The sequence below is a fragment of the Sphingomonas sp. PP-CE-1G-424 genome (assembly GCF_004341085.1).
Classification (GTDB): domain Bacteria; phylum Pseudomonadota; class Alphaproteobacteria; order Sphingomonadales; family Sphingomonadaceae; genus Sphingomonas.
In genome coordinates this window covers 89,784-114,714 of the sequence record NZ_SLXW01000002.1, presented here as the reverse complement: position 1 = coordinate 114,714, position 24,931 = coordinate 89,784, and the positions used below count along the sequence as shown (strand labels likewise).

The window sequence follows — 24,931 nt, the reverse complement described above, 5'->3', positions numbered from 1 at the left end:
ACAATACCAATACATAACGTATCCCAGATCGGTTGCCGGGCTGCATCTATCGGAGGCCCGCTCCGGCATCAGCGAAAGTCGCCTACATGTCCTTTTCCACAAGCATCGGCCGATTCCGGGACGGCAACCCCGCCCCGCTCTACGTCCAGCTCCAGCAGCTGATCCGCGACGCGATCAACCGCAACGTGCTGGCCAAGGACGACGCCATTCCAGCCGAGCGCGATCTCGCGGTGGAATATGACGTGTCGCGCATCACCGTGCGGAAAGCGATTGGCGGGCTGGTCGAGGAAGGTTTGCTGACGCGGCGTCGCGGCGCCGGCACGTTCGTCGCGACGCGCGTCGAAAAGAGCTTCTCGAAACTCTCGTCGTTCTCGGAAGACATGATCTCGCGCGGCCGGACGCCGAGCAGCGCCTGGGTCAGCCGGACGATGGGGATGGTCACGCCCGAGGAGTCGCTTTCGCTCGGCCTGTCGCCGGGCTCGGCGGTCTATCGCTTCCAGCGTATCCGCTATGCCGACGACGTGCCGATGGCGCTCGAATACACCACCATCGCGGGATACTGCCTGCCATCGATCGATGCGGTGCAGGACTCGCTGTACAAGGCGCTCGAAGTGGCCGGCAATCGCCAGGTGCGCGCGTTGCAGCGCCTGCGCGCGGTCCATTTCAGCGCCGAGCACGCCAAGATGCTCGGCGTCGATGCGGGGCATGCGGGTCTGTTCATCGAACGCCGCGGGTTCCTGCGCGACGGTCGGGCGGCCGAATTCACCCAATCCTATTACCGTGGCGACGCGTACGACCTCGTCGCCGAACTCAACGACATCTGACGTCGGCGCGCGCGCGTCGGCCGGGGGGCATCAAGTGAACGAGACTATCCAGGACCGCGCGTCCACTCTGCAAGACGGCACGCTTCAAAACGAAACGCTGCACGACGAAACCCGGACGCTGATGTTCAGCGAGGCCGCCGAATCCGCCGATGCGGTCGCGCGGCTGTTGTCCGCCAACCGCGATGCGTTCGCCGCGCTCGGCGAACGGCTTCGTGCCGCCCCGCCCGCCGTGGTCGTGACGTGCGCGCGCGGCTCGTCGGATCATGCCGCGACCTACGGCAAGTACCTGATCGAGACGCTGCTCGGCGTACCCGTCGCCTCCGCCGCGCCTTCGGTATCGTCGGTCTACGCCGCGCCGATGGCGCCCGGCACCGCGCTCGTCATCGCAGTATCGCAGAGCGGCCGCAGCCCCGATCTGCTGGCGACCGTCACCGCGTATCAGAATGCCGGCGCCTATGTCGTCGCGTTCGTCAACGACGAGACGTCGCCGCTCGCGGAAATGGCCGACACGCTGATCGCGCTGAAGGCCGGGCCGGAGAAGTCGGTCGCCGCGACCAAATCCTATATCTGCGCGCTCGCGGCGTTCGCAGGCCTGACTGCGGCCTGGTCGGAGAACGCGGCGTTGGCCAACGCCGTCGACACGCTGCCGGACATGCTGACGCTCGCGTTCGGTGCGGACTGGTCGCCGATCGTCGACGCGCTGGCGAACGCCAACAACCTGTTCGTGATCGGCCGCGGCTATGGCTACGGGATTGCCCAGGAAGCCGCGCTGAAGCTGAAGGAAACCTGCGCGCTGCATGCCGAGGCGTTCAGCGCCGCCGAAGTCCGCCACGGACCGATGGCGATCGTCAACGACGGCTTCCCGGTGATCGCGTTCGCGACCTCCGACACGGCGGGCGACGGCGTCCGCGAGGCGGCGGCAGAATTTCGCGCACGCGGTGCGGTCGTCTGTCTCGCGGATGCGAAGGCGGATGCCGACGGCACCCCGGTCGCGCTGACCGCCCACCCGGCGATCGAGCCGATCCTGATGATCCAGAGCTTCTACCGGATGGCGAATGCGCTGTCGCTTCGCCGCGGACTGAACCCCGACGCACCGCTTCATCTCAGCAAGGTCACGCGGACGGTATGAGCGGCGAGACCATGAGCAACGACGGTAGGAACGGTCTTCGGATGCACTTCGTCAACGGTACGATCGTCACGCGCGATGCGCTGCTGAACGGCGCGACGTTCACCGTGGACGGCGACCGGATCGCCGCGATCGACGCACTCGATGGTACGCCGTCCGATGCGATCGATCGCGTCGTCGATCTGGGCGGCGGCTGGCTCGTCCCCGGCTTCGTCGACACGCAGGTCAACGGTGGCGGTGGCGTACTGCTCAACGACCAGCCGACCGTCGCCGGCATCGCCGCGATCGGTGCGGCGCATGTCCCGTACGGCACGACCGCGTTCATGCCGACCTTGATCAGCGACACACCCGAGGTGATCGCAGCGACGCTCGACGCGATGGACGCAGCGATCGAGGCTGGCGTTCCCGGCGTGGTCGGCGCGCATATCGAAGGCCCGTGGATCAACCCGTCGCGGAAAGGCATCCACGATCCCGCCAAGTTCCGGCTGCTCGACGATGCGATGATCGAACTGCTGATCCGTCCGCGCAAGGGGCGCGTGATGGTGACGCTCGCGCCCGAACTGACCGATGCGGCGTCGATCGCGCGGCTGGTCGCGGGCGGCGTGATCGTCAGCGCGGGCCATACCGATGCGGATTACGAGACGATCATCGATGCGGTCGGTGCGGGGCTCTCCGGCATCACGCATCTGTTCAACGCGATGTCGCCGCTGCTCCACCGGGCGCCGGGCGTGGTCGGTGCAGCACTCGACGATCGCCACGTCTATTGCGGGCTGATCGCCGACGGTCTTCACGTCCATGACGCCGCGCTGCGGCTCGCGCTCAATGCCCGCCCCCACGACCGGCTGATGCTGGTCAGCGACGCGATGCCGTCGGTCGGCGCGGTCGACAAGGATTTCCGCCTTCAGGGGCGCCTGATCCATGTCGAGGACGGCAAGTGCTTCGGCGAGGACGGCACGCTTGCCGGCTCCGATCTGGACATGGCCGGCGCGGTCCGCAACTTCGTCGCGCGTACGCAGGCCGACGTGCCTGCCGCGGCGGCAATGGCGGCGACCAACCCCGCCGCCTTCCTCGGCCTGTCGCACGAACGCGGTGCGCTCGCGCCCGGCCTGCGCGCAGACTGGGTCGCGCTCACCGCCGATCTGAAGCCCGCGGGCACCTGGATCGGCGGCCAACTCGTCGCGGGCAGGACGTGAACCGATGAAGCCGATCATCCTGACGTCGCCCCTCCAGGGCTGGGCATCGCCACTCGAGGCGGTCCCCGACCCGGTCTTCGCCGAACGGATGATGGGCGACGGGATCGCCGTCGACCCGACCGGCGACTGCCTGCACGCACCGTGCGACGCGGTCGTGCTGAGCGTCCACGCCAGCGGCCACGCGATCACGCTGCGGACGCCCGAGGGCGCCGAGATCCTGATGCATATCGGTCTCGACACGGTGGCGCTCGGCGGGCGCGGGTTCAGCCCTTGCGTGACCGAGGGTGCGAGCGTCCAGCGGCTCGATCCGCTGATCCGCTTCGATCTCGACCTGCTGGTCTGCGAAGCGCGCGCGGTCATCACGCCGGTGATCGTGACCAACCCAGAGCGCTTCACGATCGTCCGCCGCGAAACCGGTAAGCTGGTCGGCGTCGGCGAGGCGATCATGACGCTCGAACCGCGCGATGCCGCCGACGTGGCGGTGGTCGAGGGCGACACGGTCCGCCGCACGATCGTCGTGCCGCTGGTCCACGGCATCCACGCGCGGCCAGCGGCGAGGATCGGCGAGATCGCACGGAAGTTCGTGTCTGAAGTCAAAATCACGAAGGATGAGCGCGAGGGCAACGTCCGCAGCCCGGTCGCGCTGATGGCGCTCGGCGTAAAGCTCGGCGACGAGATCACGCTCGCCGCCACCGGGCCGGACGCCGCCGACGCGCTCGCCGCGATCGGCGACCTGATTCTCGGCGGCATGGGCGAGAAAGCCCCCGCTCCCACAGCTACATCGGAGTTCCCCCGCGAAGGCGGGGGCCCAGGAGCCAAGAACGATGGTGCTGCTGGGTCCTGGGCCCCCGCCTCCGCGGGGGAACAAGGAGCGCGAAAACCTGCCACAACCCTCCCCGCAGACGGCCGCCTGCCCGGCGTGACCGCCTCCCCCGGCATCGCGATCGGCCAGGCCGGGCTCTTCCGCCTCGCCGAGATCGCCGTGACGCGCGAAGGTGCAGGTGCAACCGCCGAACGCGCCGCACTCGACGCCGCGCTCGGTTTGGTCGCAGACCGTCTCGCGAACAAATCCGCCACCGCAACCGGCGCCGAGCGCGCGATCCTGTCCGCGCATACCGCGCTGCTCGACGACCCGACGCTGACCGAAGACGCCCACGCCGCGATCACGCAAGGCGACAGCGCCGCCTACGCCTGGCGCACAGCGATCCGCGCGCAGGCCGATGCGCTCCGCGCCACCGGCGACGCGCGCCTCGCCGAGCGCGCCGACGACATGCTCGATCTCGAACGCCAGGTGCTCCGCGCGCTCGCCGGCGAAGACCTCGACGAGCGCCTGAGTTTCCCGCCCGGCACGATCCTGCTCGCCGACGACCTGCTCCCCTCACATCTGCTCGGCCTCGACACCGCGTCGATCGTCGGCTTCTGCGTAGAGCGCGGCGGTCCGACCTCGCACGTCGCGATCCTCGCCGCGACGATGGGACTCCCAGCCCTCGTCGCAGTCGGCCCAGCGCTTGCCGAGATCACTGCAGGAACGCCGCTGATCCTCGACGCCGGCGCCGGCCTGCTCCACGTCGCCCCCGATGCCGAAACACAGGCAGCGGCACAAACCGCGTTCGACGCGCAGACCGAACGCCGCCGCGCCGCGCTCGCCAACGCCGCGCAGGAATGCCGCACGCAGGACGGCGTCTGGATCGAAGCCTTCGCCAACCTTGGCTCGGCCGACGACGCCGACGCTGCCGTCCGCAACGGCGCCGAAGGCTGCGGCCTGCTCCGCACCGAATTCCTGTTCCTCGAACGCGACAGCGCGCCCAGCGTCGAGGAACAGACCGCCGATTACCAGCGCATCGCCGACACGCTCGACGGTCGCCCGCTGATCGTCCGCCTGCTCGACATCGGCGGCGACAAGCCCGCGCCCTACCTCCCGATGGCCGCGGAAGAGAACCCGGCGCTAGGCTTGCGCGGCATCCGCGTCGGGCTCGCGCATCCCGAGATGCTCGACGCCCAGCTGCGCGCGATCCTCGCGGTCCGCCCCGCCGGCCAGTGCCGGATCATGGTCCCGATGATCGCGAGCCTCGCCGAGCTCCGCGCGGTCCGCACCGCGCTCGACGCAGCGGCCGCCGCGATCGGGCATACGGAGCATGTCGCGCTCGGCATCATGATCGAGACGCCCGCCGCCGCGGTCACCGCCGACCTGCTCGCCAGCGAAGCCGACTTCCTGTCGATCGGCACCAACGACCTGACGCAATACGCGCTCGCGATGGACCGCGGCAATCCGGCGGTCGCCAGCGACCTCGACGGGCTCCATCCCGCCGTCCTCCGCCTGATTGCGCGGACCTGCGAAGGCGGTGCGGTCCACGGCAAATGGACCGGCGTGTGCGGGGGCCTCGCCTCCGATCCGCTCGCGGTACCGATCCTGATCGGGCTGGGCGTCAGCGAACTCTCGTCCGCGCCCGCACTCGTCCCCGAGATCAAGGCGCTGGTCGCGACGCTCACGATCGATGCCTGCCGCGCGCATGCCGCAGCCGCCATGAACTGCATTTCAGCCGCGGACGTGCGAACGCTCGCCCGGGAGTTCCGCCCATGAAGTCCGTGCTCGAAGCCCTCCAGCCGCTCGGCCGCGCACTCATGCTGCCGATCGCGGTGCTGCCCGTCGCCGGGCTGCTGCTGCGGCTTGGCCAACCCGACATGCTCGACATCGCGGTGCTCAGTGCAGCCGGCGACGCGATCTTTTCGCACCTCGGCCTGTTGTTCGCGATCGGCGTCGCCACCGGTTTCGCGCGCGATGGCAACGGCGCCGCATGTCTCGCGGGCGTGGTCTGCTACCTCGTGACGACGCAAGGCGCACAAGCGCTGATGACCGTCCCCGCCGACGCACTCAAGGGCTTCACCGGTGACACGATCGCACTCGCCACCGCCGCCTGGAAAGCCAAGGCGATCGCCCGGCTCGACGTCCCGATCGGCATCCTTTCGGGGCTGATCGGCGGCAGTTTCTACAACCGCTTCTCCGCCATCGCGCTGCCCGAATACCTGGCCTTCTTTGGCGGACGCCGGTTCGTACCCATCGTCAGCGGCGTCGCGGGCCTCGTACTCGGCATCATCGTCGGCCTCGGCTTCGGCGCGCTCAGCACCGGGATCGACGGCTTGAGCTACGGGATTAGCGGCGCTGGCGGGTTCGGCCTGTTCGCGTTCGGGCTGCTCAACCGCCTGTTGCTCGTCACCGGGTTGCACCATCTGCTAAACAATATCGTCTGGTTCGTCGCCGGCGACTACCACGGCACGACGGGCGACCTGCGGCGGTTCTTCGCGGGCGATCCCAACGCCGGCGCGTTCATGGCCGGGTTCTTCCCCGTGATGATGTTCGGCCTGCCCGCCGCCTGTCTCGCGATGTACCATTCGGCATTGCCGGAGCGCCGTAAAGCGGTCGGCGGCATGCTGCTCAGCCTCGCGCTCACCTCCGCTCTGACCGGCGTGACCGAGCCGATCGAGTTCAGCTTCATGTTCCTGGCACCGGTGCTCTACGCGATCCACGCGGTGCTGACCGGTCTGTCGATGGCGCTGATGAACGCGCTAGGCGTGAAATTGGGCTTCGGCTTCTCCGCCGGGCTGTTCGACTACGTGCTGAACTACGGCAAGGCGACCAAGCCACTGCTGCTGTTGCCGGTCGGTCTGGCCTATGCCGCGATCTACTACGTCCTGTTCCGCACCGTCATCAAGCGCCTCGACCTCCCCACGCCCGGCCGCGAGCGCGACGCGCCCGTCGCCGCTGCAACCGTCGCCAAGAGCGAGCGTGGCGCCGCGTTTGCCGAAGCGCTCGGCGGCGCCGCCAACCTGACCAGCGTCGGCGCGTGCACCACCCGCCTGCGCCTGATCGTCGTCGACCAGGGCGCGGTGGACGAGGCACGGCTCAAGGCGCTCGGCGCGCGCGGCCTTATCCGTCCGTCCGACAAGGCGCTCCAGATCGTGCTCGGCCCGATCGCCGATTCGGTCGCGGTCGAGATCCGCGACGCGATCGCCGCCGGCGGACCAGCGCCGGTCGTCGCCGAACCGGCAACCGAAGTCCCGGCGGATATCCGCCTGACAGCCGCGACGATCGCAGCACTGGGCGGCACCGACAATATCGAGGCAGCCACCCGCCACGGCACGCGCCTGCGCATCCGCCTGCACGACGCCGACCGCACCTCGCTATCGTCGCTCGAAGCGCTCGGCGTCCACGCCGTCGCCCGCCCCGCCCCCGGTCTCGTCCACCTGCTGTTCGACGCCAATCGCGCCGCGTCGATCCTGCTCGCCTGAGTGACGCCACTTTGCGGTGGGAGGTTGCCGGATGACTTTCCGGCAACTTCGTAGAACGCTAATATCGGCAGATGATGCGAAACTCGGCCCTGCTCCCCTTCTCGATCATCGCCGCGGCGGTGGCCGGTTGCTCACCCTCCTCGCAGCCCGCCGCGCCGGAAACGCACAACGCGACGACGGCGACACCGCCCGACGCACGCGCGACGCCGGCCACGCCGGCGGCCGTCACCGATACCCATATCAAGCCGACGCCGGGCGCGCTGAAGACTTTCGGCGACTGGGCGGTCGGCTGCGACAATGGCTTGCGGTGCACCCTCGCCGCGCTGCTGCCCGAAGACGGCTTTCCGAGCGAGACTGGATCACCGATCACGCTCAACATCACGCGTGAACCCGGCCCCGCCGGCGCAGTCTCGGTCAAGATCGCAACGGACAACGCCCCCGCACAGGCGGCGCACCCCACCGGCTTTGCGATCGACGGCAGACCCACCGCGTTACGCGACGCAGCTAGCCTCACCGCGGCGATGGCGAACGGCACGACGTTGAGCGTACGCGGGGCAAACGGCCACGCGCTCGTCACGCTGTCGCTGAAGGGTGCCGCCGCCGCGCTCCGCTACATCGACGCGCAACAAGGCCGCGTCGGCAGCACCGATGCGATCGTCGCCAAGGGCCCCGCCCCGTCGCGCGCGCCCACGCCGCCGCTTCCGGCCATCGCCACGATCGCGCCCTCGGGCGCCGCCGCCAAGCTCACTGCCGCCCAGATCGCAACGCTGCGCAAACGCGCCACCTGCACCGTCGAAGGCTTCACCCCCGAAACGCACGCGCTCGGCGGCGGCAAGTCGCTGGTCATATTCCCCTGCTCGACCGGCGCCTACAATCTGATCAGCGCGCTCTTCATCGTCGACGGCGCCGGGATCACCCCAGCCCAATTCGACGCTCCCGCGGGCTTCGAGGCGACCGGCGCCGACTCCGGCACCCCCGTCAAAAGCGTCATCAACGGCGCGTTCGAAAACGGCGTCCTGACCAGCGACGCCAAGGGCCGCGGCCTGGGCGACTGCGGAGTCCACCAGCGCTTCGTCTGGGACGGCACCCGCTTCCGCCTCTCCGAACAATCGGAAATGCGCGAATGCCGCGGCAACGCCGACTTCATCACCACCTGGCGCGCCCGCGTGATCCGGCCCTGACCCGCCCCATCCCCTTCGGGGGAGGGTTACGAGCAGGGCGCGGATGACGGGTCGGAATTCCGCTCGCGGTTATTCCTGGATCGAACTTGCGTCTTCGCCTTTCAGGAGAACGCGCGTCGCGGTCTCGACATCGTCTTTTCGCATGAGGCTCTCGCCGACCAGGAACGAGGTGATGCCGGCAGCCTGGAGCCGCTGACAATCGGCATGCGTGAAAATGCCGCTTTCGCCGATGATCAGCCGATCGTCGGGCACCATCGGCGCCAGCTTTTCGCTGTTCGTCAGGCTGACTTCGAAGGTCCGCAGATCTCGATTGTTAATACCGATCAGCGGCGAGGACAGTTTCAGCGCTCTCTCCATTTCCAGTTCGTCATGGACCTCGACCAAAACGTCCATGCCCAGCGCGAACGCGCTGTCCTGGAGGCGAACCGCGTCGTCATCGGACAGCGATGCCATGATCAGAAGGATGCAGTCCGCACCCCAGGCGCGGGCTTCCTCCACCTGATAGGTTTCGAACATGAAGTCCTTGCGCAGCGCCGGCAGGCTGCAGGCCGCACGAGCGGCGGTGAGGAACGCCGGTGCACCCTGGAAGCTCGGCGCATCCGTCAGCACCGACAGACACGCCGCGCCGCCTGCTTCGTACGCGCGCGCGAGGGCGGGTGGATCGAAATCCGAACGGATCAGGCCCTTCGATGGACTGGCCTTCTTGATTTCCGCGATGAGCCCGAACAGGCCGGCGCTTTGCCGGGCGACCAGGGCCTTGTGAAAGCCGCGTGGAGCCTCCTGATCGGCTTGCATCGCCCGGAGGTCGGCAAGCGATACCGCGGCTTTCGCGGCCTCTATTTCCTGGCGCTTATAGGCTTCGATTTTCTTGAGGATGCTGGTCATGTCAGATGCAATTCCTTTGGTCGCTGCGGCCAGAGACGGTGTCGGCCGTCCGGAGCGTGCAGGTGGACGGCTTCTACAGCGCAACGACTGGGAGCGCATCCGGCCGAACCGGCCATTAATCGCAGCGTTCGATCATCTCGGCGATTGGCTCGAGGCTGAGCTGGCCGCTCGGAGCACTTTGGTCGCGTACTGACGCGCGGTTCGGTGAGGGCATATCCGCCAAATCACGGCGAGGTAGCCCATGTCTGCAAATAGAGGTAAGCGGAATGTCCGAGATGAGAGGAAAGCGGACCGACCGCTTTCTGGCAGCCGCGCAGCCTAGCTGCCGGTAGGCTGTTTGGCCGGGCGACGTATAACGCCGGCTGCCGCCATCGTCAGAGCCGTCAAAGCGACTAAGCAATAGGTCGCGCCAAGCTCAGGATTACCAGCCACCCACAACAGCGGGCTGGCGAGCGTTAGAGCCGGAAAACTGTAGGCTGTTACTAACCACCAGCCCGCATCGCCATCATACTGCTAACCGGCGAAATAGCTGATGCCGAGCGCAGCAGAGGCCGTCCAGAGGTAGGCAAGGCACCATAGAATGATGCGGGTCATCAGTGGCCGTGCGATCTTCACCGCGTCATGCTGCCTTGCTGAACAACCGTCTGCAATCGGAAAGCGTGATCGCGACCGGGAACGGCAAGAGATGGGCGTTAGCGGACGTGCTTAGAACGGGATAGGAGTATCCCACCTCCCGCCAGCATGATGCAAAGAGGCAGCGATAAAACGAAGTAGTCCCAAACGGATCGTTCACCCATACTGATGGCGACGCAATGGCGAGCGCTAATAGCTCGACCGCACATCCAGTTTGGCGACGGAAATTTAGGCACGTGGGTCGACACGACAGGACGAAACTCTAGGACGTAAGTTTGCCAACCCGCACCGAGGAGCAAAATTGCGAAGCCAAAACAGCCTCCGATTCCGAATATCTTTTGAATGACTGTCTGCATTTGACCGCTCCGTTGGGCGGCAACGTGCTTAGCCGTAAATCTAAAAATCTTACCTAAGGCCCGTTATTGGTCGGGAGCAGACATTAACGCGCAGGGTGGATGTGGCCCGGCTATTCGGGCCGCAGCGGGGGGCCCGGTCGCACAACAGGCGCATCCTTCGTGGAAAACTCGACGGCAAAAGCCTGGACAGATTCAGTCGGTCTGTTCGCAACATCTAAAACTGGTTTGAAGGTGACGGAAGTCGCGGCGAACTTGCAGAGGGCACGGTCGAGCGCATCGGGCGACGCGCGGCCATACAGTATGTTGCTGCACGTGAGCACTTTGCCGGTTGGATCCACGATCAGTGAAGAAAACCGCCTAGCGAAGACAGCGCCTGGGTCAGGCAAGCGCTCAACTACCAGCTGGAGATCAACAGATGGTGGGATCAGGCCTCCATCTTTGAAAAATGTTACTCCTGCACTTATTGTTCCGTATGCTGGCTTCCCATCACCACCAAGCGCCGGCTGCCCCTTGATACCAAGGTATAGCTTGCAACCGGCTGTGTCTAACTTGGGATGGCCGCTTGGAACGACTACATCGCAATGTATAATTCTTCCGGTTGGATCAACCGTTAGGAGGAGTCTTGCTGTGGCGCCTGCGTCCTTCGAATCGTAACCATAACGAAAAGGACCGGTCATTTGCGACGGCCGTAGCGGACTAATCATAGGCGGACGCGGGTAATCCACGTTCGTCACCCCGGCCAGAAGCAATACGATCATTCCAGCCCCCCTCCTCACCGTCGGCCAGCGGACACCCTTCTCTCTTCGCCGCGCGAGTGTTTTTCTGCAATATCATGAAATGCAAGGCAAGCGTTCTAGCTAAGCTACAGACGTTCGCCCCGGTTTGATCAACGATCGTCTACAATTGGGCGATACTAACGTCGCCCCGATCGGCAACGCTGGGCAGCCGCCCTCAAGGCGCCGGCCGCTCCACCTGCGCCTCGGCCAGATACACCCCGAACAACCCCTCCGGATCGGTCCACAAAGCCACCGGCGTCCACCCGCCCGACCGCAGCAGGATCCGAGCATCGCGCGCGCCGTATTTATGCGAGTTCTCCGTGTGGATCGTCTCGCCGGCAATCATCTCGAACGACCGCCCGTCAACGGTAAACGCCACGTCGCGCACCGCCTCCAGGTGCATCTCGATCCGCGCGCGATCGTCGTTCCACACCGCCTTGTGCCGGAACGCGTCGACCGGGATATCGCCGTCCAGTTCGCGGTTGATCCGCTCGAGCAGGTTCAGGTTGAACGCCGCCGTCACGCCCTGCGCATCGTCATACGCGGGCACCAGCACGTCCTCGCCCTTGATCCGGTCCATCCCGATCAACAGCATCGCGCCGACGCCGAGCGACGACCGCATCGCGCGCAACAGATCCACTGCCATCAACGGGATCATGTTGCCGATCGTCGACCCCGGGAAAAACCCGAGCTTGGGCGTATCCGCGATCGTCTTCGGCAAGCTTAATGGCCGCATGAAGTCCGCCTCGAACGGCAGCACCAGCAGATCCGGAAACTGCTCGCCCAGCACCTTCGACGACTCCCGCAGGAAATCCCCCGAGATATCGATCGGCACGTATACCGACGGTGCAACGGCATCGAGCAGGATCGGCGTCTTGGTCGACGACCCCGAGCCGAACTCGACGACCGCACGACCTTCGCCCGCAAGCGTCGCCACTTCGGGACACGCAGTTTCTAGGATCGAACGCTCGGTCCGCGTCGGATAATATTCGGGCAGATCGGTGATCTTCTCGAACAGCTCCGACCCGCGCCGGTCGTAGAACCAGCGCGCCGGGATCGCCCGCGGGCGCCGCGCAAGGCCGTCCAGCACGTCCGCGCGGAATTGCGGGTCGGCGAGCGTCTGCTCGCCGTCCTCGATCTCAGGCTTCAACATCAGATATCTTTCGCGAGACGCACGCCGGTGAACTGCCACCGTTGGTGCGGATAAAAGAAATTGCGGTAGCTCGGCCGGGCATGTCCACGCGGCGTGGCACAGCTGCCCCCGCGCAGGATGAACTGCGAACTCATGAACTTGCCGTTGTATTCGCCGACCGCGCCGGCCGCGGTCACGAACCCGGGATACGGGCGATACGCGCTGCCGGTCCACTCCCAGACATCGCCGAAAAACGCCGGGCCATGCGCCGCTGGCCGAGGCTCGACAGGCCCGGCCACGTCCATCTGGTTGCCGCCATTCGCGTCGTGCAAGGCCGCGGCCGCCTCCCATTCGAACTCCGTCGGCAACCGTGCGCCGGCCCAGCTCGCATACGCATCCGCCTCGAAAAAGCTCACATGCGTCACCGGCGCAGCCGGATCGATCGCGCGCCGCCCGTCGAGCCCGAACCGCGTCCAGCCCGCCTCGCCCTTCTCCCAATAGAGCGGCGCGACGATGCCCTCGGCCTTCACCCACGCCCAGCCGTCCGCCAACCAATGCCGCGCTTCGGTATAGCCGCCATCGGCAATGAACGCCGCCCATTCGCCGTTCGTCACGGTCCGGTCCGCGATCGCATGCGGCACCAGCAAGGCGGCGTGACGCGGTCCCTCGCAATCGAATGCGAACCCTTGGCCGTCATGCCCGACCTCGACGATCCCGCTCTCGCGCGCGATCCAGCCGATCGGCCCCGGCATCTCGACCGGCACTTTCCGCGGCGCCGGCCACATCGCGGGCTCCAGCGGGTTTTCGGAAAACATGTGAAGGATGTCGGTCACCAGCAACTCCTGGTGCTGCTCCTCGTGATGACACCCAAGCGCCACCAAAGCCTGCGCATCCGCCGACAAGCCGGGCAGCGCGTCGAGCAACGCCGCATCGACATGCGCGCGGTACGCCCGCACTTCGTCGAGCGACGGCCGCGTCACCATCCCGCGCCGATCGCGCGCATGGCGCCGCCCCTCGGCCTCGTAATAGCTGTTGAACAGGAACGGAAAACGCTCGTCGTGCAACGCATAACCGGCGACGTGATCGCGCAACACGAAGGTCTCGAAGAACCACGTCGTGTGCGCCAGATGCCACTTGGTCGGCGACGCGTCGTCCATCGACTGCACCGTCGCATCGGCATCCGACAGCGGCGCGGCCAGCGCCAGCGACAGCGCGCGTACAGCCGAGAAGCGCTCGCTCAAATCCGACGAAGGAGCGGGGGTGAGTTCGGGACGAATAGGCTGAGGCATCGGTTATCCTTCAATGCGTCGCCCAGTACCGCAACGCGCGAACGCCGATCACGCTTTTGCGCGCGTAGCCCCCGGTCGCCATAGAACGTCGCCGGCCCCGTTTTGGTTCACTGCGCGCGACGCCACGAACAGGAAATCCGATAGCCGGTTAACATACGCTAATGCCGCCGGATTCAGCGGCATGTCGTGCGTCGCCGCGACCGCGGATCGCTCCGCGCGCCGCGAAATGGCGCGGGCCAGATGCAGTGCGGCGGCCTGCGGCGATCCGCCCGGCAGGATGAAGCTCCGTAACGGCGCGAGGTGCGCGTTCAGCGCATCGATCTCGCGCTCTAGCCGCTCGACCTGTGCCGGCACGATCCGCAAGACCATCTCCGATGGAGCGAAACCGTCATCACCTGCGGGAGTCGCCATGTCGGCACCAAGATCGAACAGGTCGTTCTGGATTCGCTCCAGCGCCACGGCGAGCGGATCGTCGCCGAGCGCCACCACTGCCACGCCGATAGCGGAGTTCGCCTCGTCGACATCGCCGATCGCCTGCATCAGCGCACTCGCCTTCGACACGCGCGACCCATCGACCAGCCCGGTCGTACCGTCGTCACCCGTTCGCGTGTAGATCTTGTTGAGCTTGACCATTTTTATCCACCAACACCAGCACTCGTCATCCTGACTTTCGTCAGGATGACGGACGCACACCGACTGCGGAAGTGGCCGAACCCCGTGAGCGGGGCAGTCCCTTCCCTAGTTCCGTCCCGCCGCGAACAGGATCACGACGACGATCAGGATCGCCAGCGCCTGGAAAAAGATCCGCTGCTGCATCATCCGATTCGATTTGAGCGATGCCGCGCTCGGGCCGTTGCCGTCGCGAACCTGCGCCGTGCCCTCCTGCAGGAACGACACGACGCCCCGCACCAGAGCCACGACGGTCGCGATCATCGCCGCGATCAGGAGGATGACGAGGAATGTGTTCATGAAGGGAATGTAAGCGCACCGGATGCTGCTAGCAATGGCCGTAGCAGTGTTGCGGAACCCTTCGTGATGCGTGCAAATGCTGCATGTTATACTTGACGCTGAAAGCCCTGATTTCCGGCATTCTTATCGCCGCCGCGTCGGAGATCGCCAAGCGCTATCCCGGCTTTGGCGCGCTCGTGGCATCGCTGCCGCTGGTGTCGGTGCTCGGCATGATCTGGCTCTGGCGCGACAAGCCCGACCCGCGGACGATGGCCGCACACGCCGGCGCGACCTTCTGGTACGTGCTGCCGTCGCTGCCGATGTTCCTGCTGATCCCGGCGCTGTTGCGACATGGTGCGCCGTTCTGGGTGTCGCTGGTGGCAGGGTGCGTACTGACGATCGCGCTGTATGCGGCGATGACGTGGGCGGCGCCAAGGTTGGGGATCGAGCTTTAGCAGCAGCGTCCTCGTCAAATGCAAATCAGCACCACCCAGAAGAAGCACCACCCCGGCGAAGGCCGGCGCCCAGTTGGAAAGGTCGCAGTAACGAAGCGCTGCGATCAGTTGGCAACGTCCCCCAACTGGGCCCCGGCCTTCACCGGGGTAGTGGCACGTTATAGGCGTCGTACCCTCCTCCTTGTTTCCCCGCGAAGGCGGGGACCCAGTCTGGGCTCCCGCCTTTGCGGGAGAACAAGGAAGTGCAGACTGCGACCGTTTACGACTGCACCGCTGCCGAAAGTTGCAAGCACCGATTGATCTCCGCGCTTACCGCTGAAAACCGATTATCCCTCACTCCGCACCCGAGCCGCCAGCACCACCCCATCCTCCCCCGCCGCCCGCATCTCCGCCAGCGACAAAGCCCCATCCCGCTTGGCCAACCGCCGCCCCGCGGCATCCACCACCAACGGGTGATGATGATACGCCGGCACCGCCAACCCCAGCAAAGCCTGCAAAACCCGGTGCACGTCGGTCGCCGCGAACAGGTCCACCCCGCGCACCACGTCCGTCACCCCCTGCGCCGCATCATCCAGAGTCACCGCCAGATGATAGCTCGCCGGCGCATCCTTCCGCGCCAGCACGACATCCCCCTGCGCCAGCGGATCGGCAACAACCGTCCCGGCAATCGCATCATGCCACGCAAGCACGCCGGCAATCGCCACAGCCTTTGCCATGTCGAGCCGCCAGCAATGCGCCACATCGCCCCGCGCAGCGACCTCCTCCGCGCTCAAACCGCGACAAATACCCGGATAGACCGGCCCGACATCCCCCTGCGGCGCAGAGGCACTCGCCGCGATCTCCGCCCGCGTACAGAAACAGGGGTAAACCAGCCCGCGCGCCTTCAAAGCCTCCAGCGCAACATCATACGTAGCCAACCGCTCCGACTGGAACACCAACGAGTCCCACCCCAACCCAAGCCACCCCAGGTCCTCCAAAATCCCCGCAACGAATTCAGGCCGACTCCGCGTCCCATCGATATCCTCGACCCGCAGCAGGAACCGCCCGCCCCGCTCGCGCGCGTAATCGTGCGCGCGGATCGCCGACACCGCGTGGCCCAGATGCAACCGCCCCGTCGGGCTCGGTGCGAACCGCGTGACGACCGGTCCGTCGATCAGCATGCTTGACCGACCGCCACGCGCCGTGCTGTCATGGCGGTGTCATCGCTGTCGTCCATAGGGCGCTCTGCGAAGCCTGAGTGGGAGGAGCCGTGTTTCACCCCGATCTGATGCGTCATCCGGATGGTTGTCCGGCGCTCGTGCTCAATGCCGATTACACGCCGCTTTCCTACTATCCGCTCAGCGTCTGGCCGTGGCAAACCGCGGTCAAGGCTGTCTTCCTCGACCGCGTCGACATCGTCGCCACCTATGAACGCGAAGTGCGCAGCGCCAATTTCGCGCTGAAGCTGCCCTCGGTGATCGCGCTCAAGCAGTTCGTCCGACCGTCGCAATTTCCCGCCTTCACCCGCTTCAACCTGTTCCTGCGCGACAAGTTCACCTGCCAATATTGCGGCAAGCTGCGCGATCTCACCTTCGACCATGTCGTCCCCCGCGCGCAAGGCGGTCGTACCACGTGGGAGAACGTCGTCACCGCCTGCTCGCCCTGCAACCTCAAGAAAGGCGGCCGCACGCCGAAACAGGCGGCGATGCCGCTGCATATCGAGGCGATCCGCCCGACCAACTGGCACCTTCAGGAACACGGCCGCAGCTTCCCGCCCAACTACCTGCACGACACATGGCACGACTGGCTGTACTGGGACATCGAACTCGAAGCCTGACGGCATCGATACGACGGGAGATTCTATGCAGGTGAAACTGGTAGCGGCGCTCGCCGCGACGGGAATTCTGGTGTCCGCGTGCGGCGACAAGGACGCGCAGCGCGCGCAGGCCGACGCCAACGCGGTCGGCTTCGTGCCGCCCTCGGTCACCTCGCGGCTCGATTTCGGCGCCAGCATGGAACGCCGTTTCCGGACGCTCGACCGCAACGGCGACGACCGCATCACCAAGGACGAACTCCCCTCGCCGAATGCCCGCATCAAGGCATTCGACCGCAACAACGACGGCGTCATCACCGCGATCGAGTGGAGCGAAGGCACGCTCGCCTGGTTCGACAAGATGGACCTGAACCACGACGGCACCGTCACGTCGGAAGAGCGCGCGGAGTCACGGAAGAACTAGGCATCTACTGCTCCGTCATCCTGACGAAAGTCAGGATCCAGGGTAATAGCATGCAGCTTTATCGGCTCTGGATCCTGACTTTCGTCAGGATGACGGGAAACGATAAGCGACATTAAATTACACGCGATCAGCGTTTTTCATTCGAACGCACTCCTTCACGATCCCAAACCCGGTTGACCTGATCCCTGCCGCAGCGCAGCAGGGAATCATGGCAAGCCTTCCCGCAATCGCGAACAATTCCGACATCCGCTTCCTCGGCAAACTGCTTGGCGACGTCATTCGCGCCTATGGCGGCGAGCGCCTGTTCGAGGCCACCGAGACGATCCGAAAAGCCTCCGTCGAGCGACACCGCGACGCCTCCGAAGGCAAGCCCGGCGATGACCGCGCGGTCGACCTCAGCCTCGAAAAGCTCAGCCTCGACGAGACGCTCGATTTCGTCCGCGGCTTCATGCTGTTCTCGATGCTCGCCAACCTCGCCGAGGACCGCCAGGGCATCGCCGCGGAAGACGGTGCCGACCTCGCCTCCGCGATCGCCCAGCTCGAATCCGAAGGCATCGACCGTTCCCAGATCCGCACGCTGCTCGACCACGCGCTGATCGCCCCCGTGCTCACCGCGCACCCGACCGAAGTGCGGCGCAAGAGCATGATCGACCACCGCAACCGCATCGCCGAGCTGATGGCGTTGCGCGATCTCGGCCGCGACACCACGCCCGATGGCGACAGCGTCGACGACGCGATCCTCCGCCAGATCGCGCTGCTCTGGCAAACCCGTGTCCTGCGCCGCGACCGCCTCTACGTCACCGACGAGGTCGACACCGCGCTCAGCTACCTCCGCGACGTGTTCCTCCCCGCGCTCCCCGCGCTCTACCAGCGCTGGGACCGCGCGCTCGGCGAACGCACCCCCAGTTTCCTGCGCCCCGGCAGCTGGATCGGCGGCGACCGCGACGGCAACCCCTATGTCACCGCCGACTCGCTCAAGACCGCGCTGTCGAAGGCGAGCGAAGCCGTGCTCGGCTATTACTGCGACGCAGTGCACGCACTTGGCGCCGAACTCTCGATCTCGACCGAGCACGCCCCTGCCGATGCTGCGGTGCAGGCGCTCGCCGACGCCAGCGGCGACGATGCCGCCAGCCGCAGCGACGAGCCCTATCGCCGCGCGCTTTCCGGCATCTACGCCCGCCTGTCCGCGACGCACGACGCGCTCACGGGGAAGCACGCCCCCCGCCCCGGTCGCCTCGTCGGTGAGCCCTATGCCAACCCCGCCGACTTCCGCGCGGACCTCGTCACGCTCGCGCACGGCCTCGGCATCGCACTCAAGACCGGCGGCGCGCTCGGCCGGCTGATCCGCGCGGTCGAAACGTTCGGCTTCCACCTCGCCACCCTGGACCTTCGCCAGAACAGCGCCGTCCACGAACGCGTCGTCGCCGAACTGCTCAAGGTCGCCGGCGTAGAAGACGATTACCTCGCGCTAGACGAAGACGCGCGCGTCGCGCTGCTCCGCCGCGAACTCGCCAACGCCCGCCCGCTCACCTCGCGCTTCGCCGAATATTCGGAGGAAACCGCCGGCGAACTCGCGATCGTCCAGGCCGCCGCCGACGCGCACGCCGCCTACGGCCCCGCGTGCATAACCAACTATATCGTCTCGATGGCGCAGTCGGTCAGCGACCTGCTCGAAGTGAACCTGCTCCTGAAGGAAGTCGGCCTCTACCGCCCCGGCGAAACCCCGACCGCGGCGATCATGGCCGTGCCCCTGTTCGAGACGATCGGCGATCTCGAAGCCGCCCCCGCCGTCATGACCGCCTGGTTCGCGCTCCCCGAGATCGCGACGATCTCCAAGGCGCGCGGCCATCAGGAAGTGATGATCGGCTATTCCGACAGCAACAAGGACGGCGGCTACCTCACCTCCACCTGGCAACTCTCGAAAGCCTCGACCGCGCTCAAACCCGTCTTCGCCGCGGCGGGCGTCGGCATGCAGCTGTTCCACGGCCGCGGCGGCGCTGTCGGGCGCGGCGGCGGCTCGGCCTTCCGCGCGATCCGCGCGCAGCCTTCGGGCACCGTCCAGGGCCGCATCCGCATCACCGAACAGGGCGAAGTCATCGCCGCCAAATACGGCACGCGCGATGCCGCGATGACCAACCTGGAGGCGATCGCGTCGGCCACGTTGCTCGCAAGCCTCGAACCCGAACGCCTCTCCAACGCCGACAACGCCAGCTTTTCCGCCGCAATGGACACGCTCAGCGACACCGCGTTCCACAGCTACCGCGACCTGGTCTATGGCACGGAGGGCTTCCGCACCTTCTTCCGCCAGATGACGCCGATCGCCGAGATCGCCGGCCTCAAGATCGGCAGCCGCCCCGCCAGCCGCACCAAGTCCGACCGCATCGAAGACCTCCGCGCGATCCCCTGGGTGTTCAGCTGGGCGCAGGCGCGCGTCATGCTCCCCGGCTGGTACGGGGTCGGCCGCGCGATCGCCGATTTCGAGGACAAGGCGCTGCTGAAGGACATGGCGCAAGGCTGGCCGCTGTTCGCCTCGGCGCTGGCGAACCTCGAGATGGTGCTCGCCAAGTCCGACATCGGCATCGCCGAACGCTATGCCGGGCTCGTCGAGGACGACAAACTCCGCGAGATCTTCACCACGATCCGCGACGGCTGGCACCAGACCCACGACGGCCTGCTCGCGGTAACGGGCCAGTCCCGCCTGCTAGAAAAGCACCCCGCCCTAGACGCCTCGATCCGCCTCCGCCTCCCCTATATCGAGCCCCTCAACCTCCTTCAAATCGAGCTGATCAAACGCCGCCGAGCAGGCGAAGACGACCCCCGCATCGGCGAAGGCATCCTCCTATCCATCAACGCCATCGCCACCGCCCTAAGAAACAGCGGCTAAAAACTCCCTCGCCCCTCCGGGGAGAGGGAAGGGGCCCGCAGCGCTTGCGGTGGGAAGGGAGAGGGGCATGAGGCTCGGGACGGTGCATCCCAACACCCCTCACCCTTCCGCGACTACGTCGCTCCCTCCCTCTCCCCGGAGGGTAGAGGGACTAGGAATAAAACGGCGCAGCGACATCCTCGCGCACCCGCATCAGCCGCCCGGTCGCCCGATCCAGCAAAGCCCAGGTCGTAACCGCCTCCAGCTTCACCCGCCCGTCACCGCCCAAAAACCGAACATGCCGATCAAACCGAGCCCCCTTAGGCGCCCCCTCGACCCAAGTCTCGCCAACGACCGTCTCCCCCGCGACGACACTCCCGCGGTAATCGATCTCATGCCGCGTCACGACCCACACATACGCCAGCTTGTGCTCGGCCGGCGCCACAGCCTCCCAATGCGCGGTCGCGATCGCCTGGATCCACTGCACCCAGACCGCATTGTTCACATGCCCAAGCTCGTCGATATCCGCGTCCTGCGCCGTGATCGAGAGCGTGAACCGGCTCACCCCACGACGCCCAGCTGCCACAGCACGAACGCGTGTTCCTCCGCGCCCTCGCGCAACGACTCGAACCGCCCCGACTTGCCGCCATGCCCCGCGCCCATGTTGGTCTTGAGCAACAGCACGTTATCGTCGGTCTTCATCAACCGCAGCTTGGCCGCCCACTTCGCCGGCTCCCAATAGGTCACGCGCGGATCGTTCAACCCGCCGCTGATGAACATCGGTGGATAAGCCTGCGCCTTGACGTTGTCGTACGGCGAATACGACCGGATCAGCTCGAACGCAGCCTCGTCCTCGATCGGGTTCCCCCACTCCGGCCACTCGCCCGGCGTCAGCGGCAGGCTCTCGTCGAGCATCGTGTTGAGCACGTCGACGAACGGCACATCCGCGATCACCGCGCCCCACAGCTCGGGATCGGAGTTGACCACCGCCCCCATCAGCTCGCCGCCAGCCGACCGCCCGGCGATCGCGATCTTCCCCGCCGACGTCCACTTCGCGTCGACCAGCGCCTTCGCGACATCGACGAAATCGTTGAACGTGTTCGCGCGCTTCTCGAGCTTGCCATCCAGATACCATTGCTGGCCCAGATCATCGCCGCCACGGATATGCGCGATCGCATAGGCAAACCCGCGATCGAGCAGGCTCATCCGCCCGGTCGAGAAGCCCGGCGGGATCGCATAGCCGTACGCGCCATACGCATAGAGGAACAAGGGCGCCGACCCGTCGCGCACGAACCCCGCCGGATACACGATCGAAACGGGGATATCCGTCCCGTCCCGCGCGGTAATCTTCAGCCGCTCGGTCGCGTATTTCGCCGCGTCGTAGCCGCTCGGGATTTCCTGCACCTTGAGCATCGTCCGCTCGCCGGTATCGACGTCATAGTCGTACACCGTCCCAGGCGTGACCATCGACTCATACCCAAGCCGCAGCACCGTCATGTCGTATTCGGGATTGTCCCCCAGTCCCGCGACATAGCTCGCCTCGGGAAAGTCGATCCGCTTGCCCTCGGTCGGCGTCTCGTACCGGTGGATCGCGATCTGATCGAGCCCGTCCTCGCGCCCGTCGACGACGAAGAAGTCCTGATAGCACTCCACGCCCGTCATATAGAAATGCGGCGAGGCCGGGATCAGCTCGCTCCACGCATCCGGCTCCTCGACCAGCGCGGTGCAAAGCCGGAAGTTCGGATCCACGTCGTTGGTATGGATGAACAGCGTCCCGTCATGCTCGTCCACATCATATTCGCGGCCCACCTTCCGCGCCGAAACGAGGATCGGCACCGCCAGAGGCTCGTGCGCAGGCAACAGATACAGCTCGCTCGTCACATGATCGCTGGTCGCGATCACGATCCACTTGCGCGAACTCGTCTCGCCGACGCCGACGCGAAAGCCCTCGTCTTCCTCGTGGAACAGCACGACGTCCTCGGAGATCGGCGTCCCCAGCCGGTGGAACCGCGCATTGTCCGTGCGCCACTGCTCGTTCGCCAGCCCGTACAGGAAGCCCGCATCGTCCGCGGTCCAGACGATCTCGCTGAGCATCCCCGGGATCACGTCGGGCAGATGCTCGCCGGTATCCAGGTCCTTGACCCGAACCTCGAACCGCTCGCTCCCATTGTCGTCGATCGCATAGGCGAGATACCGCCCGTCATTGCTGATCGAGAACGCCCCGAGCCGGAAATACTCGTGCCCCTCCGCCAGCGCCGGCTCGTCGAGCAACAGCTCGTCGTCACCACCCGCGACGGGCTTGCGCCACCATTTCTTGTACTGCCCGCCGGTCTCGTACGCGGTCCAGTAGAGCCAATCGCCATCCTTCTGCGGCACCGAGGATTCGTCCTCCTTGATGCGCGCCTTCATCTCTTCGTAGATCGTGTCGGTGAGCGCTTCGTGCGGCGCCATCTGCTCTTCGAAATATGCGTTCTCAGCGGCAAGATACGCGAGCACGTTGGCGTCATCGACCTCCGGATAGTTCGGGTCCTTCAGCCACGCATAGGGATCCTCGATCGTCACGCCATGCGTGGTGAAGCTGTGCGGGCGCTGTTCGGCGATGGGGGGCGTGGTCATGCCGGTGTGTTAGCCGGGCAGCCGACGGAAGCCAACGCCCGTCCCCGTGCGGGATACGGACCCGTCCGCCACTCAAAACCCCCTAACAGACCGTTAAGCAGAGTATGAAGAATTTATTGCCGTTGTGGACCTAAACTCACCGCAGGTTCGCCTAGAATGTGTGTTGTTTACAAAGCGGAGAAATAGATTGCTGTGGTTTCAGGAGGTTGCGCCGATCCGTCAGAAGATGATGATCGCGTTCACCGGTATGACCCTCTTGGTCGCGCTTGGCGTGATGACGACCTTCGTGGCGGCGGTTGCGGGCTACCCGATCGTCGGTCTGGCCCTGGGAGCCGCGATCACGATCGCTGCGGGCTGCGCGGGCGCCCGGATCCGAACGGCCGTGTGCGATCCGTACGTTTCCACCGTCGTCCGCATGGAAGCGCTCGCCAAGGGCGACCTTGACGCGCCGATCGCTCACACCGCGTATCGGGATTGCGTCGGTCGGATGACCAAGGCGATGTTCTCGTTTCGAGAGACGGCGGCGGCAAGGCTCAAGCAATCCGCCGCGCAGGACGAGATGATCGCGGTCTTCCGCGACCACCTCGAAAAATTCGGCCGTGGCGATCTGACCGCCAGCATCACTGCCGACCTGATGCCGGAATATCTGCCGTTGAAGACCGACTTCAACGCCGCGATCGACTCGATGCGCAACCTGATCGGTTCGGTATCGGACAGCGCGGCGAGCATCCAGACCGGCTCGGGCGAGATCGCCCAGGCCTCGGAAGATCTTGCCCGGCGTACCGAGAGCAATGCGGCGTCGCTGGAGGAAACCACCGCCTCGGTGACGCAGATGGACGCGCGGCTCCGCGCATCGGCGGCAGCCGCGACCCGCACCGTCCAGCGCGCGAACCAGACCATCGCGACGGTCGGCAGCGGGCGAACGGTGGCGGAAGAAGCCGTGCAGGCTATGGGGCGGGTGTCGGAGAGCGCCAAGGGCATCGACAGCGTGATCGAAGGGCTCGACAAGATCGCGTTCCAGACGCGCGTGCTGGCGATGAACGCCGCGGTCGAGGCTGGACGTGCGGGTGACGCAGGGCGTGGCTTCGCGGTGGTCGCCGACCTCGTCTCGGCGCTGGCGATGCGTGCCGAGGAAGAAGCCAAGCGCGCACGCGATCAGCTGACCGTCACACAGACCGAGGTCGTGACCGCGGTCGAGGCGGTGACGCGCGTCGATGGCGCGCTGAGCACCATCGTCGACGACGTCGCCGAGGTGCACGAACTGCTCGCGACGATGGCCGCGGACAATCAGGCACAGTCGGCGGCGATCACCGAAATCTCCACGGCGATCGGCACGATGGACCAGTCGACGCAGCAGAACGCAGCGATGGTCGAGGAAACCTCAGCCGCCGCGCGCAATCTCGCGAACGAAGTGCGCTCGCTGTCCACCCAGGCCGCGAGCTTCAAGATAGCGCGCGGTGACGGTTCACGGTCGACCGCACGCAAACCGGACTATGCGTCGCAGGCCGCCTATGCCTGACCGGTCGACCGTTCGCAGGGCGATCTCCGATCAACGGCTCATGAGCGACAGATCCGCATCGCCACGGCGTCCAGCTCGCGATCGTAGCTGGCGCGCTCGGCGGCGCTGAGGAAGCCCTGTTTCTTCACGAAACGGTCGGTCGCATGGCGCACCGCCTCGACCCGCTTGAACAGCGTGTCGGTCTGTCGCTGCGTCAGCCGGCGTGCCTTGCGGGCGGTGCCGAGGTCCGCTTCGAGGATGTTCGCGCGCATCGATATGTGCGCTTGTCGGGCATCCTTGATGCTGCCGCCGGTCTCGGCCTTCAGCGCGTGCTGAGCGGGGATATCGCAGCTCGGATAGGTCTGCTTCAACGACTGCGCGTCGGCACCGCCAGTAGCGAAAATGGGGGCGGCGACGGCGAGGGCTACGGCAAACACGGCTTTCATCGGACACTCCTTGCGGCATCGCGGATCGATGCGGCACGCCGTGTACGCCCGCCAAGCTGAACGGCTCCCGTGAGGCGGGCATCCTGATCGAAGAGTACGATACCCGCCCACGCTCGATAATCCGGATCGGCCTCTCGTTTCCCGAAACTGTCGCCCGGAACCGACCGAGCTGCTATCGCGCTGCTTTGCCGCCCACGCGCCATTTCC

General features: G+C 66.1%; 21 protein-coding genes. 12 read left to right on the top strand and 9 right to left on the bottom strand.

From position 1 onward, the window contains the following. Window positions 1-86: 86 nt before the first annotated feature. The 6 genes from C8J43_RS05665 (at window position 87) to C8J43_RS05640 (ending at window position 8,611) form a co-directional block, all read left to right on the top strand. A complete protein-coding gene (locus tag C8J43_RS05665; RefSeq protein ID WP_056052211.1) occupies window positions 87-824 on the top strand; it encodes a GntR family transcriptional regulator in 738 nt (245 codons plus the stop codon). 121 nt (window positions 825-945) lie between these two features. Continuing rightward, window positions 946-1,953: an SIS domain-containing protein gene (locus C8J43_RS05660; protein WP_133030773.1), complete on the top strand. Its 1,008-nt coding sequence runs from the start codon at window positions 946-948 to the stop codon at window positions 1,951-1,953. Then, entirely contained in the window at window positions 1,950-3,143 is a 1,194-nt protein-coding gene (gene nagA / locus C8J43_RS05655) for an N-acetylglucosamine-6-phosphate deacetylase (RefSeq protein ID WP_243645441.1), read from the top strand. The genes C8J43_RS05660 and nagA overlap by 4 nt, the downstream gene beginning before the upstream one ends. A gap of 4 nt (window positions 3,144-3,147) precedes the next feature. Beyond that, the gene (gene ptsP / locus C8J43_RS05650) at window positions 3,148-5,724 is read left to right on the top strand and encodes a phosphoenolpyruvate--protein phosphotransferase (RefSeq protein WP_133030119.1); all 2,577 of its coding nucleotides are present in this window, start codon (window positions 3,148-3,150) and stop codon (window positions 5,722-5,724) included. Then, window positions 5,721-7,430 carry an N-acetylglucosamine-specific PTS transporter subunit IIBC gene (gene nagE, locus C8J43_RS05645; RefSeq protein ID WP_133030118.1) on the top strand — a complete coding sequence of 570 codons (1,710 nt, stop codon included), beginning with the start codon at window positions 5,721-5,723 and terminating at the stop codon, window positions 7,428-7,430. The genes ptsP and nagE overlap by 4 nt, the downstream gene beginning before the upstream one ends. Window positions 7,431-7,504: 74 nt before the next feature. Continuing rightward, a complete protein-coding gene (locus tag C8J43_RS05640; RefSeq protein WP_165899556.1) occupies window positions 7,505-8,611 on the top strand; it encodes a DUF1176 domain-containing protein in 1,107 nt (368 codons plus the stop codon). 69 nt (window positions 8,612-8,680) lie between these two features. Here the strand turns inward: C8J43_RS05640 and trpC are convergent, their stop codons facing one another. Continuing rightward, window positions 8,681-9,496: an indole-3-glycerol phosphate synthase TrpC gene (trpC, locus tag C8J43_RS05635; RefSeq protein WP_133030116.1), complete on the bottom strand. Its 816-nt coding sequence runs from the start codon at window positions 9,494-9,496 to the stop codon at window positions 8,681-8,683. Here trpC and C8J43_RS05630 point away from each other — a divergent pair. Next, the gene (locus tag C8J43_RS05630) at window positions 9,495-9,689 is read left to right on the top strand and encodes a hypothetical protein (RefSeq protein ID WP_133030115.1); all 195 of its coding nucleotides are present in this window, start codon (window positions 9,495-9,497) and stop codon (window positions 9,687-9,689) included. The two genes, trpC and C8J43_RS05630, sit on opposite strands and share 2 nt — an antisense overlap. A 1,747-nt stretch (window positions 9,690-11,436) precedes the next feature. On the opposite strand, the gene egtD is transcribed toward C8J43_RS05630, so the two are convergent. The 4 genes from egtD to C8J43_RS05610 all read right to left on the bottom strand — a co-directional run bounded on the left by egtD (window position 11,437) and on the right by C8J43_RS05610 (window position 14,651). Continuing rightward, window positions 11,437-12,414 carry an L-histidine N(alpha)-methyltransferase gene (egtD, locus tag C8J43_RS05625; RefSeq protein WP_133030114.1) on the bottom strand — a complete coding sequence of 326 codons (978 nt, stop codon included), beginning with the start codon at window positions 12,412-12,414 and terminating at the stop codon, window positions 11,437-11,439. Next, window positions 12,414-13,682: an ergothioneine biosynthesis protein EgtB gene (egtB, locus tag C8J43_RS05620; protein ID WP_133030113.1), complete on the bottom strand. Its 1,269-nt coding sequence runs from the start codon at window positions 13,680-13,682 to the stop codon at window positions 12,414-12,416. The genes egtD and egtB overlap by 1 nt, the downstream gene beginning before the upstream one ends. A gap of 48 nt (window positions 13,683-13,730) precedes the next feature. After that, window positions 13,731-14,315, bottom strand: coding sequence for a cob(I)yrinic acid a,c-diamide adenosyltransferase (locus C8J43_RS05615; protein ID WP_133030112.1), 585 nt, complete (start codon window positions 14,313-14,315; stop codon window positions 13,731-13,733). Between the two features lie 105 nt (window positions 14,316-14,420). Continuing rightward, window positions 14,421-14,651 (bottom strand): twin transmembrane helix small protein, encoded by a 231-nt coding sequence (locus tag C8J43_RS05610; protein WP_056052241.1) that lies wholly within the window; start codon window positions 14,649-14,651, stop codon window positions 14,421-14,423. Between the two features lie 83 nt (window positions 14,652-14,734). Here C8J43_RS05610 and C8J43_RS05605 point away from each other — a divergent pair, with 83 nt between their 5' ends. Further along, entirely contained in the window at window positions 14,735-15,085 is a 351-nt protein-coding gene (locus tag C8J43_RS05605; RefSeq protein ID WP_056489776.1) for a DUF3147 family protein, read from the top strand. 326 nt (window positions 15,086-15,411) lie between these two features. Here the strand turns inward: C8J43_RS05605 and gluQRS are convergent, their stop codons facing one another. Then, window positions 15,412-16,245 carry a tRNA glutamyl-Q(34) synthetase GluQRS gene (gene gluQRS / locus C8J43_RS05600; protein ID WP_133030111.1) on the bottom strand — a complete coding sequence of 278 codons (834 nt, stop codon included), beginning with the start codon at window positions 16,243-16,245 and terminating at the stop codon, window positions 15,412-15,414. An 89-nt stretch (window positions 16,246-16,334) separates the two neighbouring features. Here gluQRS and C8J43_RS05595 point away from each other — a divergent pair, with 89 nt between their 5' ends. From C8J43_RS05595 to ppc, 3 genes are all read left to right on the top strand, one after another. After that, a complete protein-coding gene (locus tag C8J43_RS05595) occupies window positions 16,335-16,901 on the top strand; it encodes an HNH endonuclease (protein ID WP_056052248.1) in 567 nt (188 codons plus the stop codon). Between the two features lie 25 nt (window positions 16,902-16,926). Then, the gene (locus C8J43_RS05590; RefSeq protein ID WP_133030110.1) at window positions 16,927-17,301 is read left to right on the top strand and encodes an EF-hand domain-containing protein; all 375 of its coding nucleotides are present in this window, start codon (window positions 16,927-16,929) and stop codon (window positions 17,299-17,301) included. Window positions 17,302-17,509: 208 nt separating this feature from the next. Continuing rightward, window positions 17,510-20,185 carry a phosphoenolpyruvate carboxylase gene (gene ppc / locus C8J43_RS05585; protein WP_133030109.1) on the top strand — a complete coding sequence of 892 codons (2,676 nt, stop codon included), beginning with the start codon at window positions 17,510-17,512 and terminating at the stop codon, window positions 20,183-20,185. Window positions 20,186-20,336: 151 nt separating this feature from the next. On the opposite strand, the gene C8J43_RS05580 is transcribed toward ppc, so the two are convergent. After that, window positions 20,337-20,729, bottom strand: coding sequence for an acyl-CoA thioesterase (locus tag C8J43_RS05580; RefSeq protein ID WP_165899555.1), 393 nt, complete (start codon window positions 20,727-20,729; stop codon window positions 20,337-20,339). Continuing rightward, window positions 20,726-22,780 carry a S9 family peptidase gene (locus tag C8J43_RS05575; protein ID WP_133030107.1) on the bottom strand — a complete coding sequence of 685 codons (2,055 nt, stop codon included), beginning with the start codon at window positions 22,778-22,780 and terminating at the stop codon, window positions 20,726-20,728. Before C8J43_RS05575 ends, C8J43_RS05580 begins: the two co-directional genes overlap by 4 nt. A gap of 187 nt (window positions 22,781-22,967) precedes the next feature. Here C8J43_RS05575 and C8J43_RS05570 point away from each other — a divergent pair, with 187 nt between their 5' ends. Next, window positions 22,968-24,299, top strand: coding sequence for a methyl-accepting chemotaxis protein (locus C8J43_RS05570; protein WP_243645440.1), 1,332 nt, complete (start codon window positions 22,968-22,970; stop codon window positions 24,297-24,299). A gap of 38 nt (window positions 24,300-24,337) precedes the next feature. On the opposite strand, the gene C8J43_RS05565 is transcribed toward C8J43_RS05570, so the two are convergent. Next, window positions 24,338-24,724, bottom strand: a complete 387-nt coding sequence (locus C8J43_RS05565; RefSeq protein WP_133030106.1) for a hypothetical protein — start codon at window positions 24,722-24,724, stop codon at window positions 24,338-24,340. Window positions 24,725-24,931 lie beyond the last annotated feature (207 nt).

Coding starts and splice junctions, on each gene's coding strand:
- C8J43_RS05665 (WP_056052211.1), top strand. CDS start 87: ATGTCCTTTTCCACAAGCATCGGCCGATTCCGGGACGGCAACCCCGCC.
- C8J43_RS05660 (WP_133030773.1), top strand. CDS start 946: ATGTTCAGCGAGGCCGCCGAATCCGCCGATGCGGTCGCGCGGCTGTTG.
- nagA (WP_243645441.1), top strand. CDS start 1,950: ATGAGCGGCGAGACCATGAGCAACGACGGTAGGAACGGTCTTCGGATG.
- ptsP (WP_133030119.1), top strand. CDS start 3,148: ATGAAGCCGATCATCCTGACGTCGCCCCTCCAGGGCTGGGCATCGCCA.
- nagE (WP_133030118.1), top strand. CDS start 5,721: ATGAAGTCCGTGCTCGAAGCCCTCCAGCCGCTCGGCCGCGCACTCATG.
- C8J43_RS05640 (WP_165899556.1), top strand. CDS start 7,505: ATGCGAAACTCGGCCCTGCTCCCCTTCTCGATCATCGCCGCGGCGGTG.
- C8J43_RS05630 (WP_133030115.1), top strand. CDS start 9,495: ATGTCAGATGCAATTCCTTTGGTCGCTGCGGCCAGAGACGGTGTCGGC.
- trpC (WP_133030116.1), bottom strand. CDS start 9,496: ATGACCAGCATCCTCAAGAAAATCGAAGCCTATAAGCGCCAGGAAATA.
- egtD (WP_133030114.1), bottom strand. CDS start 12,414: ATGTTGAAGCCTGAGATCGAGGACGGCGAGCAGACGCTCGCCGACCCG.
- egtB (WP_133030113.1), bottom strand. CDS start 13,682: ATGCCTCAGCCTATTCGTCCCGAACTCACCCCCGCTCCTTCGTCGGAT.
- C8J43_RS05615 (WP_133030112.1), bottom strand. CDS start 14,315: ATGGTCAAGCTCAACAAGATCTACACGCGAACGGGTGACGACGGTACG.
- C8J43_RS05610 (WP_056052241.1), bottom strand. CDS start 14,651: ATGAACACATTCCTCGTCATCCTCCTGATCGCGGCGATGATCGCGACC.
- C8J43_RS05605 (WP_056489776.1), top strand. CDS start 14,735: ATGTTATACTTGACGCTGAAAGCCCTGATTTCCGGCATTCTTATCGCC.
- gluQRS (WP_133030111.1), bottom strand. CDS start 16,245: ATGCTGATCGACGGACCGGTCGTCACGCGGTTCGCACCGAGCCCGACG.
- C8J43_RS05590 (WP_133030110.1), top strand. CDS start 16,927: ATGCAGGTGAAACTGGTAGCGGCGCTCGCCGCGACGGGAATTCTGGTG.
- ppc (WP_133030109.1), top strand. CDS start 17,510: ATGGCAAGCCTTCCCGCAATCGCGAACAATTCCGACATCCGCTTCCTC.
- C8J43_RS05575 (WP_133030107.1), bottom strand. CDS start 22,780: ATGACCACGCCCCCCATCGCCGAACAGCGCCCGCACAGCTTCACCACG.
- C8J43_RS05565 (WP_133030106.1), bottom strand. CDS start 24,724: ATGAAAGCCGTGTTTGCCGTAGCCCTCGCCGTCGCCGCCCCCATTTTC.